General features: G+C 37.2%; 9 protein-coding genes. 1 reads left to right on the top strand and 8 read right to left on the bottom strand.

Features of this window, described 5'->3' with window-relative positions:
* Nucleotides 1–5: 5 nt before the first annotated feature.
* Nucleotides 6–1,469: an FAD-dependent oxidoreductase gene (locus U8521_RS04250; RefSeq protein ID WP_334351966.1), complete on the bottom strand. Its 1,464-nt coding sequence runs from the start codon at nt 1,467–1,469 to the stop codon at nt 6–8.
* Nucleotides 1,470–1,587: 118 nt separating this feature from the next.
* Here U8521_RS04250 and U8521_RS04245 point away from each other — a divergent pair, with 118 nt between their 5' ends.
* On the top strand, nt 1,588–2,445 hold the full coding sequence (locus tag U8521_RS04245; protein ID WP_334351965.1) for a LysR family transcriptional regulator: 858 nt from the start codon (nt 1,588–1,590) through the stop codon (nt 2,443–2,445).
* 47 nt (nt 2,446–2,492) lie between these two features.
* On the opposite strand, the gene U8521_RS04240 is transcribed toward U8521_RS04245, so the two are convergent.
* From U8521_RS04240 to U8521_RS04210, 7 genes are all read right to left on the bottom strand, one after another.
* Entirely contained in the window at nt 2,493–3,830 is a 1,338-nt protein-coding gene (locus U8521_RS04240) for a PTS sugar transporter subunit IIC (RefSeq protein ID WP_334333669.1), read from the bottom strand.
* Nucleotides 3,831–4,090: 260 nt separating this feature from the next.
* Nucleotides 4,091–4,990 carry an ROK family protein gene (locus U8521_RS04235; protein WP_334351964.1) on the bottom strand — a complete coding sequence of 300 codons (900 nt, stop codon included), beginning with the start codon at nt 4,988–4,990 and terminating at the stop codon, nt 4,091–4,093.
* On the bottom strand, nt 4,987–6,423 hold the full coding sequence (locus tag U8521_RS04230; RefSeq protein ID WP_334351963.1) for a 6-phospho-beta-glucosidase: 1,437 nt from the start codon (nt 6,421–6,423) through the stop codon (nt 4,987–4,989). The genes U8521_RS04235 and U8521_RS04230 overlap by 4 nt, the downstream gene beginning before the upstream one ends.
* A 44-nt stretch (nt 6,424–6,467) precedes the next feature.
* Nucleotides 6,468–7,847 (bottom strand): PTS sugar transporter subunit IIC, encoded by a 1,380-nt coding sequence (locus U8521_RS04225; RefSeq protein WP_334352068.1) that lies wholly within the window; start codon nt 7,845–7,847, stop codon nt 6,468–6,470.
* Nucleotides 7,848–7,988: 141 nt separating this feature from the next.
* Entirely contained in the window at nt 7,989–8,735 is a 747-nt protein-coding gene (locus U8521_RS04220) for a MurR/RpiR family transcriptional regulator (protein ID WP_334351962.1), read from the bottom strand.
* Nucleotides 8,736–8,745: 10 nt separating this feature from the next.
* Nucleotides 8,746–9,558, bottom strand: coding sequence for an SDR family NAD(P)-dependent oxidoreductase (locus U8521_RS04215; protein ID WP_334351961.1), 813 nt, complete (start codon nt 9,556–9,558; stop codon nt 8,746–8,748).
* A gap of 118 nt (nt 9,559–9,676) precedes the next feature.
* A complete protein-coding gene (locus tag U8521_RS04210; protein ID WP_334351960.1) occupies nt 9,677–12,010 on the bottom strand; it encodes a glycoside hydrolase family 65 protein in 2,334 nt (777 codons plus the stop codon).
* Nucleotides 12,011–12,256 lie beyond the last annotated feature (246 nt).

Here is a 12,256-nt window from a genome sequence, read left to right as displayed (position 1 = left end):
CTCCTTTATTTTACAAATTCACTGACGCTTTCACCGGCAATTCTTCCCGAATTCCAAGCAAAGGCGTTGCTCAAGCCCTCAATAGTTGGATAAGACGAATCGAACATCCCAGAAGCATCATTACCAACCACATAAATACCAGGAATTACTTTTCTTTCAGCGGTTAAAGCTTCAAATTTTTCATTAACTAAGCCACCACCAACGGTACCCAATGTAGTTGAATTAGCTTTCACAGCATAAAATGGAGCCTTTTTCGGGGCAAATTTCATAAATTTATCTGCTTTATAAAAATCAACATCTTTGCCTTGATTCGACAACTTGCCGTAACGTTCGATGCTCTCTTTTAATGAATCTGAATCAACATCTATATCTTTAGCTAAAGCTTGTAAATTATCTTCGATCCAAACTGGTCCACCATTAAATTTATCCAATTCCGTTTGTAGTTCAGGCATTGGTCCAATCTTATGAGTCATTGGTTTATGAGCTAATAAAGCACCAGTTCTCTCAAACGAACCCGTCCAATCAAGTTGTTGTTTCTTTAAATAATCAACTAATTTTTGATCGAAAACAAAGTAATAATGCCCGCCAACGGTATAAGTTACGTCCCCCCAAAGTGCAAAGTCATAAACAATATCCTCATTAGTGAAGCGTTTCCCCTCTTGATCGATCCACAATAAAGGCACGGTTGCCAAAGTCATCAAAGAACCGTTATTCCAAGGATTCTTTTCACCTGTCACAACTGATGCTGCATGATTTTCCAAAATCCGCTTATAATTATTAACCCCACCAGCATCTTTTAACATTCTCAAACCATCACCCGTGGCTTTTCTTTCACCCATGGAATATAAATCGTTAGGATCAATGGCCAAACTCTTGGCTAATTCTTCTTTATTTCCAGCAAATCCTCCGTCGGCTAAAATAACTGCTTTAGTTTTAATCACACTAGATTTACCTTGTTGATTTATTTGTATACCTGTCACACGACCATCTTTTTGAATAATTTTCTCACCCGTAGTTTCAGTTAATAAAGTACCACCAGCTTTTTTAAAATTATCCATTACTCTTTGAAAACCGTTGAACTTATCGATAAATTGATGATAAGTCCGGGGATGCTCTTGATGAACTTCTTGGGTGTTAGTTACTAGTTCAGTTTCCAGACCATTTTCTTTCATCCAATCAATCGTGGAGGCTGATTTTTCAAGAATTGCTTTCGTCAATCGAGCATTTGAAGAGTGGTGTGTGTAATTTATCACTTCTTCATAAGCATCTTTTAAGGAATACTTTACTCCCGCATCTTTTTGAAGTTTGCTTTCAACAGCAAATAATCCTTGAGCACCAAACATCCCGGCACCACCAAATTTATCACCCTTTTCAAGCATTACTACTTTGGCTCCATTTTGTGCTGCTGTCAATCCAGCACTGATTCCTGAAGCCCCAGCACCAACAATTGCTACATCAAATTCTTCCATAAAATATCCTCCTCAACTCGACTTTGTTAATAATTTCATTATATATCAGTGCTTGGTAAGCGGTTTCCACGTATGTTAACATGTTGTTAAGTTAAGACTTAACACCGAGGTATAAAAAATGTATAACCATAATTTAGATACTTTTATAATTGCTGCCCAAACTGGTAGTTTCTCCAATGCAGCTCAACATCTATACATCTCTCGATCGGCCGTTGTTCAACAAATCAATTTGCTTGAGAAAAAACTAAATTTGAGACTATTTATTAGAACTACTCATGGGATTTCTTTAACCGACGCTGGACAAGAATTTCTGATTCAGGCGCAAAAAATACGTAACCTGTGCCATCAAGTCGAGTCACATATGAAAAAATATCAGCCCATGATTACCGTTGGTACTAGCTACTTAAGTCTTTCTAATATTTTTGACAAATATTGGTCCAATTTTAAAACGGAAAATCCAGAATCCAAGGTTATCTTTAAAGAAATAAATGATTATAAAAATGTTCCCGAAGACATCGACATAATCGACAGTGTTTTTGCAGAGGAGCCACTCTTAAATCAAGGATTCGATTTCATTCCTTGTGGAAACACTCCACTTGTTTTAGCTGTCCCTCCAACTGACAGCTTGGCTAAAAAAAATATTCTTCACGACAAGGATTTAGAAAATAAGAATATTCTATTAATCAATCCTAAAGTATCTACGATTTCTAATAAAGTTGAAAACTATCTTCATAAGCATGTTAAAAACATTAATATTTTCACTTATCCAATCTATAACAAATCAGCCATTAGCAATGCTTTATTGAATCACTACTTAATTGTTGTTCCCAAAACTCTTGCCAATATATGTTCTCCTTACATCATCAAAAAGATAGCTTGGAACTTCACTGCTCAAGTTGGCTTCTTTTATCGCAAAAATCCTAACGAACTGTGTAAGAATTTCATTGATAATATTTCTAAACAAAAAAACTCATAAGTTTCAGATTCAAAATCTGAACTTATGAGTTTTTATTTTAAAAGGATTTATTTAGCTTCAGCAGCTTCCTCTTCTTTTTCTTGCTTGTACAAGATCATATCTTGTTTGTGCACGAATGGATAATAAACGAAGAATGATAATGCAATGATAATTGCTTGCCAAATCATGACTTTCCAACCACCAACTAAGAATCCAGAAACAATAGGTGGAGTCGTCCATGGTACTTGAACACCATTTAGATATGGCAATATTCCAATTTTAATTAAGAAATACGTTGATAACATTGAAAATGTTGGCATGAACATGAATGGTAATACCATAATTGGGTTCAAAACAACTGGCATACCAAACAAAATAGGTTCATTAATATTGAATATTGCAGGGATAAATGCTAACTTACCAATTCCCTTCAATTGAGCTGATCTAGCAAAGAACATGATGTAAACTGCCAAACCAAAGGTCATACCGGCACCAGTAACAGTACCAAATTGGTCCATTAATGATTGAGTAAAAATGTGACCACCTAAGGCTTGAGTTACAACCCCATGAGCTTTGAAAATCGTAGCATTTTGCAATGCGTTAGCTTGTAGTAAGGGACTCATGATACCACCAATAATTGTAGAACCATGAACACCAAAGAACCATAAGAATGGAACTAAGATACCCACTAAGAACACACCACCAGCAGAGTCTGTAATACCTTGTAATGGTGTTTGAATCGTTGTATAGATCCATTGAGTAACTGTTTGATGAGCTACTAAATCAAAGAAAATGTAAATAAGTAGAAATCCACAGACGATTACGAAAGCTGGAATCAAAGCAACGAACGATTCAGCAACTGCAGGTGGAACAGATTCTGGTAATTTGATTGTGATGTGATGTCTCAAGAACCACGAGTAAACCCATCCAGTAATCAATCCAACTAGAATAGCCGCAATCATACCTTGACCACCAAGCCAAGTACGATCGATGAATCCGCCAAGCATAGTTGGTGCTTGACTAGCTGAAACAACAGTTTTAGTACCATTCATAACCGCTGTTGTAGGACGCATGATTAGAAAGAAACTGACCAAAGCAGTCATCCCAGCTGGCAATGGCTCAAATCCGGCATCTTTAGCCCAATTGTAAGCAATACCTACAACTGCAAAGATTGCCATAACCCCGAATGAAGCATTGTAAGCTTGATTCCAATATGGAGTTAAACCAGTCTTGTCCATCCAATTAGCAACTTCTGGAACAGGAAACGATGCTAACAATAAGAAAACAGAACCAATCATAATGAATGGCAAGGAAACTAACATACCATTTTTAATGGCCGTTATCCCCCTGGTATTGACGAATTTCATCATACCTGGCATGATTTTTTCATTAAACCACGTTTTCATATTTTCACCCCTCAATGTTTGACATTGAAAAAATTTAAATAATATTTCATGAAAAATATAAATAATTTTGGAACACTATTTTGCAATCACTCTTCACAATCTACGAAATTTGCAGATTATGACGAAATGACCAAACCATAGGCACCGCCACCTTTCAAGAGGTACACGTCTTATAACGCTTACATTACCATATTTCTACTGAAAGCTATTCTATTTATAATTTTTTTGGGTGTTACATGTTTCTTATAATAAATCAAATTTTAAGCATGAATCAATTGATAAACCGCACCAATCATTCCAGCGTCATTCTTGAGTTTTGCTGCTTTAACTTCTGGTAAATCAATATCCTTAATACTGTTATGGACAGCTTGTATTTCCTTAATTGTCTTATTCAAATTATCCATAAATTCAGTATTATTACTGATTCCGCCACCAATGATCACAACGGCTGGATCAAAGGCAACTTCTAAGTTGATAATTCCTTTAGCCAAACTACGGTAATAACTCTTCAAAACGCTTTGAGCTAAGACTTCGCCATCATCTGCACGTTGGAAAATTTTTCTTGCGTCATCAACTTTGTCTTCACTAAATTGATTATAACGCCTAATTAAGCCAATAACCGTTGCACCACGGAAATTCAAAGTTCCCATTTCAACATCAACGTCGTCATCTTCAACAATCATCCAGCCAAATTCTCCTGAACGAGCATGGGCTCCACGATAGATTTGGTCGTTAATGATCATGGCTCCACCGACACCAGTACCTAAAACTAATCCAATATAATCATGGATTCCTTGCGCTGAGCCAATCCATTTTTCGGCAATGGCGGCCGCGTTAGCGTCATTTTCAATTTTTGCCGGAAGATTCGTTTTTTCTTCAAGTAGTTGGGCTAAGTTGATTTCTGTGAAGCATTTAACTGCCCCAGAAGTAGTCAAGAAACCGTCCGCTTGCACTACTCCAGGCATAGAAACGCCAATACCTTCAACTGGTTCAATTGCTTGAATCTTTTTTACTGCGGCTACTAGATCACTCAATAATTTGTCTTTATCGTCGACATTGGTTACAAAGTGATCCTTATTTGTGACCACACCATTCTCGTCCACTAAACCGTATTTAACTGAGGTTCCACCTATATCTAAACCAACATATTTTTTCATCATTTGATCTCCGCACCATTAGTTTTGATAACGTTTTGGAACCAATAGAATGAATCTTTCTTATAACGATCCAGTGAACCAGTCCCATCATCGTTCTTATCTACATAAATCATACCGTAACGTTTAGACATTTGACCAGTGCTGGCCGCAACTAAATCAATACAGCCCCAAGGTGTATACCCCATCAAATCGATGCCATCTTCTAAGACAGCCTTTTTCATTTCACGAATGTGATCCGTCAAGTACTCGATGCGATAATCGTCGTGAACCTTTTTATCATCAGTCAATTTATCTACTGCACCTAGACCATTTTCGACAATAAACAGTGGCAAATGATAACGGTCATTGAACCAATTCATGGCATAACGTAAGCCGGTTGGATCAACTTGCCAACCCCATTCACTAGCCTTGACATAAGGATTTGCAACTCGGTCATGACTCTCATTATATTCAAGCTTTCCGGTATCTTGAACGGCAAAGGACATGTAATAACTGAAACCAATGTAGTCAACCGTCCCCTTCTTTAGAGTAGCCAAATCTTCATCGGTCATATCCAAGTTAAAGTTACGCTCCTTGAAATGATTCAACAACCATTGTGGATAAACGCCATTAGCATGGACATCCCCGAACCAAAAACGTGTCTGCATTGCCCTTTGTGCAAATAAAATATCAGCTGGTTTAGAAGTTAATGGATAAATTGGTGTCATCGCAATCATGCAACCAATTTGAAAATCAGGATTGATTTTATGCCCAATTTCAACAACTTTAGCACTAGCGACCAACTCATAGTGAGCGGCTTGATACATCAATTTTTCATTATCTTCATCGGTTCTCGGAATGATTCCCGAATCAGTAAAGAGCGCGTGCGTTGATTCAAATTCAGTTTGATTATTAATTTCGTTGAACGTCATCCAGTATTTAACCTTATTTTGATAACGCTTGAAGACAACGGTCGCAAATTTCACAAAATAATCAATCACCTTGCGACTACGCCAACCGCCATACTTCTTTACTAGATGATAAGGCATCTCGAAGTGGGACAAAGTGATGACTGGTTCGATATTATATTTGTGCAACTCATCAAACATGTCGTCATAAAATTGCAAACCATCCTCGTTTGGTTGTTCGTCGTCCCCATTTGGGAAAATGCGACTCCAGGCAATTGAGGTTCTAAAACACTTAAAGCCCATTTCTGCAAATAATTTAATATCTTCTGGATAACGGTGATAAAAATCAATCGCATTGTGATTAGGATAAAACTCATTAGGATCAATTCCGTCAGTTATTTTTCTAGCGACACCATTGGCTCCTATTGTCATTACATCGGCAGTACTAAGACCTTTTCCACCTTGGTCAAAGCCACCTTCTAATTGATGAGCAGCGACTGCGCCACCCCATAAAAATCCGTCCGGAAATGTTTTTCCTTCTAAAGTCATACAAAAATCCTCCTCAAATGCGTTACGTGTTCGTTATAACGATGTTATGCTTCCACAGCACCATCGACTTCCTCAGTATCTTTATCTTTTTCTGTAGTTTCTTTTTCAGAGTCTTCTCCATCAGCAACAGCCATCTTGTTAGCGGCTAAGACAAATGGGAAGTACATAGCAACAGAAATACCTAAACATACGAATCCAATTACTAATCCAAGTAAGTTACCACCGGTACCTAAGAACGGCATCAGTGGTCCCGGAGTGGTCCAAGTCATACCAAACGCTGGCGTCGGTATCCAATTGAAGACAACCGTAACCGCATATCCAACTAAAATATTAACAACTGGTGTTAGAACAAATGGAATAGCCATAATTGGATTCAAAACAATAGGCAAACCAAACATTAATGGTTCGTTGATATTGAACAATCCAGGAACAAAAGCTAGTTTGGCAATAGCACGATAGTCTTTACGCTTTGAAACTAAGAAAATAGCGATGATAAGTCCTAGTGTCATACCAGAACCACCCATATTAGCGAAAACATCGTTTAGGACACTCCATGTAGCACGGTTTGGAACACCCCAAGCTGTACCATGAGCATTGATGAATGTTTGATTGGTTAAATCTGCTTCTGTAAAGATGATTGATCTCAAAGCGTTCAAAGTATTTGGTCCGTGAATACCAACTAACCAAAGTAGGTTTTGAACAATAGCGATGATAATGACACCGTAAAGATTTACACCAATATGTGTTAGTGGTGTTTGAATCGACTTGTAAATAACATCGTTAATACCACCTGGTGCAACCAAACCGATAAAGTAGTTAACGATTGAAGCAATCATAATAACAAAGACGATTGGAATCAAACCATTAAAAGAACGAGCAACGGCTGGTGGAACCATATCGGGCATCTTAATTTGTAATTTCTTGATTTTAGTAAGTCTTGGTAAGAATTCTCCAACTAAACCACCACAGATCATGGCAACGAATAAACCTTGAGCACCGAGGTAAGTTGTTGGTAGATAAGTTACACCGTCTTTAACGATTGATGGTGTGTACATGATCATGAAAACTGCGATACCAGTCATACCAACTAGCATATCGTCGGCTTTGAAATACTTAGCCAAGTTTCTAGCAACTAGATATGCAACAAATATTGAAAGAATATTCATTGTCCCGTTAGTTACTGATGTAAGAAGTTTTTGAGCTTCCTCTAAGTGTGGGAAAAATTTCGGTAAGAATAAGATTTGTGCAATAAATCCTTGCTTTGAAAAGACAAGGTTGTTGATCAAAATGACAATTGAAGCTGCCATTGTGATTGGAAATGTATACATGAAAGCATCACGAATCGCTGCAATATGACGTTGTTCATTTAACTTAGTTGCGAACGGTACGATGTGTTTTTCCATGAATGCATTGAAACTATTCATCATAATGTGAATCCTCCTTATTTGATTACAATTACTAGTATAAAAAAGCGCTTACAAAATTTGAATACTTTGTAAGCGCTTTGAATTTATGTACCTATGATTTGCTTATTTTTCCACAGTTGGAACACTGTGTTCCTTAAATTAATTCATTTGTCGTTCTACATCCTGATTATGCAATTCCATTAAGAGTCCATCGACAATGTATACACAAGGGACCTGACTGGTTAAGTCATAATATTTATGAATCCTAGTTTCTGGAACACTATAGGTCAAAGCATATCGTCCTATGCGAGCAATCGGACTTTCAATATTTCCCGTGATACTAGCCATGATCGTATCAGCACTGTTGACAAAATTATTCAACGTTTCAACAATTTCGTTTGTCTTGCCGGAAACCGATAGAGTAATCAAAACATTGTTAGAAGTATTTCGTAATTGCTGAATCAAAGGATAGAATGGATCTTTGACTGCAAAAGAATTAAATCCTAATGAAGCAGCTTGTCTTGAAGCATATTCCGCAATCGCACCCGAGCCACCCATTCCAAAGAAGATGATGTTGTCAGCATCTAACATCAAGTGAGCCACTAACTTAATTGTCTTCTCAATATCATTGGGGAAAGCATCCCGAGTAATAATCTTCAAAACATCTGACTTAGAGCGCATCAGATCCTGACTCTCGTTTTTAAAAGAAACTTTAAATTCAGGAAAACTACTGTAACCAATTTTATGAATGAAACGCATGACCGATGAATTTGAAACGTGGGCTCCTTTAGCAACATCCCGCACTCTCATAAAAGGAACTTGTTCATCATGATCGACGATGAAACGATAAATTGCCATATCGACTTCTGACAACTTATCAATATCTTTAAATCCAAAAAAGGCCATTCTATCACCTCTACTTCATCAATTTGTTCAAAGCAAAACGATATGTATTTGGCATTGCCCGTGCGACGAAGACCATCCCATGATCGATAATTGAATGATAATAACGACGCTTTGGCTTAACATCTGTCGCTGCTTTAAAGAATACTTTTGCCAAATCTTCGGCACTTGCTTCACTAAAAGTGATTTTATCGAACAATTCTTCAGTCTTAGTTAAGACATTCGTATAAGGTGAATCACTCACTAGATTTTTTTCAGCATTGTCAAAAGCAATCTTGCTCCATTCTGACTTAGTTAACCCAGGTTGAACGATTACCGAGCGTACACCGAATGGTTTAACCTCAGAATCTAACACATCACTCCACATATTCAAACTAGCTTTAGTCGTGTAATACCAGCCACCCAAGGGACTATAAATATTAGCTCCAACTGAAGAAATATTCACGATTCTGCCAAAGCCTTGCTGACGCATCTTAGGTAAAACAAATTTTGTGATTTGAGCTGCTCCAAATACATTCACATCGAACTGTTTCTTCGCATTTTCAATCGGAACTTCCTCAATTGGCCCAAACTCACCATAACCAGCATTATTGATCAGAACATCAATCTGACCTTGTTCAGCAATTGCTCGATCAACGAGTTTACGAACAGAAATTTGGTCAGTCACATCTAATGCTTGAGTGTGAATGCCTAATTCCTTTAAATCAGTCAATTTTCCTACTCGACGAGCTCCACCATAAACCTCAAAACCTTGTTGTTTGAAATATAACGCCGCTGCACGCCCCATTCCTGAAGAGATACCAGTAATCAAAACTACTTTTGTCATAAAATTTCCTCCTACCCTGATATATTCTATTATAGATACAATTATGATAACGGTATTTAACCAATTAGACAGCAAAAAACACAATTTTCATCATATAAACAAAAATTGTGTCTCTAAATTAATCATTAACTTCAACTTGAACCTCAATTGGTAGCTCCAGTTTAGAATTAGCAGCGATTCGATAAATTTTTCCATGGTTAATAAATTCAATCCCGTTACCCATGACTTCGATCTTCAAACTTTCATGATCGACATAAACCTTAACTAAGCTCTTATGCCAATTGATCTGATATTGCAAACTGTCCCAAACATCCGGCAAATTTGGTTCAATTCTTAACTTGCCATCAACAATTCTGACACCACCGAAACCTTCGACAACCATCTTCCAAATTCCACCGATAGCAGCCATATGCAGACCTTGTGTTGTTTTACCGATATTAGTTCCTAAATCAACTTCACAACCTTGTTCAAAATATTGATAGGCTTTAGCTTGAAGATGCAAATCACTCGCTAGAATTGCGTGAGTCGACAATGATAGTGACGAATCATGAGTTGTTTTTGGTTCATAATAGTCCCAATTACTTTGTTCAGTATCTTGACTAAAGTATCCTTCAAAAAGATTGATCAATAACAAAACATCCGCCTGTTTAGTCACTTGGAGATCATCAACTTGTTTCAAATTATATTTCTTAAATATTTTGGCGTGACCACCATCCGACAAGTATGGCGCAATATCAATTTTTTTCTTGGTCAAATACGTGTCATCTTGAGGAATGACACCTTGTTCATTAGGTTGTGGTAAATAAATTAGGTCAACTTTTGTTAACCAATCTTGATACACACCGTCCAAATCCAATTTAAAATTCAATTCGTCATATGTTTCAGGATCGGAATTTCGCAATAACTTAACGATCTCAATAGCTTTTTGGATACACCAATGAGCCGTGTAATTAGTAAAGGCATTGTTATTAGCGTGTTCTTTGTATTCGTCAGGGCCAATTACGTTGTCGATTTCAAAGCGTTTTTGATTTAAATTCCATTCCAAACGACTTGCCCAGAATTTAGCCGCGTCCAAAATCATTTCGTAACCCATTTCCTTGGCAAAACGCTGATCTCCACTGGCATACAAGTATTCCATCACCGCTATAACGATGTCACTGGTAATATGTTGCTCCAAAAAGCCTGATAAAACTTTCATCGGCTCACCGGTAACGATATCGGCTGAGCCCCACGGTGGAGTCGTTTCACCATCAGTCGGCCAGGCCGCTTCCCAAGGAAATTGAGCACCAAGATAGCCGTTAGACTTAGCCTTTTTTCTAGCACCACCTAAGCCTAAATACCGGTACCGCAAAAGATTTCGAGCAATTTCTGGCATGGTAAAAATAAAATATGGCAACATGAATATTTCAGTATCCCAAAATGTATGTCCTTTGTAACCTTCACCAGTTAGACCTTTGGATGCAATATTCATTCGTGAATCTGGTGGGGTATTGGCTGCCAATTGGTATCTAGCAAAATTTATCACAACTTGAGGCGTGATATCTGCCGCTGCAATCTTTACCAGACTTCTTTGCCAAACATTAAGGTCCCAAGCTCTGGCTGATTTATTCAGTAACTCAGAGTAAGTTTCCAAACTGTGTTGTTTGATATCGCTTATCGAAGTATCGCAAATGTCGTCTTCTTCTACATCGCTATCAATACCAGTGAAAACATTGGCATACTTAACGAAGGTCAACTTCTGTCCTTGCAATAATTCGACTTGGTAATCACCAGCAATTTTTCGACGTTCCATTTGAATGTGAGGCTTTGAATTCAACAGTACTTCATCGACATAAATCTTGTGTAAAACGTTGAAAATTAGTTCAATATTAGAACATTGTGTCCGTTCACGCAACTGAATAATCTTGCCATCATAGAGTCGCCTATCGCCTTCAACGAGGTGTTGTGTCCCACTATTGGAAACCTGTCCATCAATTCCTGAGGTAATTTTAACTTCAACATCATTGTCAGATTCAACTTCAACTTTAGAGACAAATAAGTGAACATCACTCATCGAAACGAAACGGGAAAACTTAAAGTGAATTTGTTTTTGGTCGATCATCCAATCAAATTGTCGAATTAATTCACCATTCTTTAAATTCAAATACTTGTGATAATTTTTAATGACTCCGTTACTCAAAGAAAAAATCTTCTGATCGATTTCAAATTTTATATTTAAAAGATCTGGTAGATTCGGTAACTCAGTCACTTCATCATCGAAAGAGTCAAAAGTCCCTGCCACGAACATGTCTCTTTTTTCTTGGAGATTCTTTTCTTCAGCACAAGCTCTAATACCAAGATAACCATTACCTTGATACATGATAGTCTCGCTTTTATCAATTTTTAGTGGATCAAATTTTCTCGTACCAAGATACCAACTATTCTTAGGGTCCGTCTCAATACAAAATTTCATTTTCACATCATCCGTTCATCAAAGATATTTCCTCAATGCCAGTAATTCCACTTTCAAAAATGTCCTCCCTCTCATTATTAAACAAAGTTTCATCGATGTGAAATAATTCACTTTTTACTACTATTATATTAGCGTCCTAATTGAGTAGAGATAAAGCAAAAGATAGCAATATACAAAATGCCTACTTATGGACGAAGTTATCCACAAGTAGGCATCATTAGGTTGATATTTATAACATTATTATTC

The organism is Companilactobacillus miaonis (genome assembly GCF_036913615.1).
Taxonomy (GTDB): domain Bacteria; phylum Bacillota; class Bacilli; order Lactobacillales; family Lactobacillaceae; genus Companilactobacillus.
The sequence above is the reverse complement of the archived record's forward strand: the minus strand, read 5'-3'. Positions and strand labels throughout refer to the sequence as shown.

Coding starts and splice junctions, on each gene's coding strand:
- U8521_RS04240 (WP_334333669.1), bottom strand. CDS start 3,830: ATGAAAACGTGGTTTAATGAAAAAATCATGCCAGGTATGATGAAATTC.
- U8521_RS04215 (WP_334351961.1), bottom strand. CDS start 9,558: ATGACAAAAGTAGTTTTGATTACTGGTATCTCTTCAGGAATGGGGCGT.
- U8521_RS04250 (WP_334351966.1), bottom strand. CDS start 1,469: ATGGAAGAATTTGATGTAGCAATTGTTGGTGCTGGGGCTTCAGGAATC.
- U8521_RS04235 (WP_334351964.1), bottom strand. CDS start 4,990: ATGATGAAAAAATATGTTGGTTTAGATATAGGTGGAACCTCAGTTAAA.
- U8521_RS04245 (WP_334351965.1), top strand. CDS start 1,588: ATGTATAACCATAATTTAGATACTTTTATAATTGCTGCCCAAACTGGT.
- U8521_RS04210 (WP_334351960.1), bottom strand. CDS start 12,010: ATGAAATTTTGTATTGAGACGGACCCTAAGAATAGTTGGTATCTTGGT.
- U8521_RS04220 (WP_334351962.1), bottom strand. CDS start 8,735: ATGGCCTTTTTTGGATTTAAAGATATTGATAAGTTGTCAGAAGTCGAT.
- U8521_RS04230 (WP_334351963.1), bottom strand. CDS start 6,423: ATGACTTTAGAAGGAAAAACATTTCCGGACGGATTTTTATGGGGTGGC.
- U8521_RS04225 (WP_334352068.1), bottom strand. CDS start 7,847: ATGAATAGTTTCAATGCATTCATGGAAAAACACATCGTACCGTTCGCA.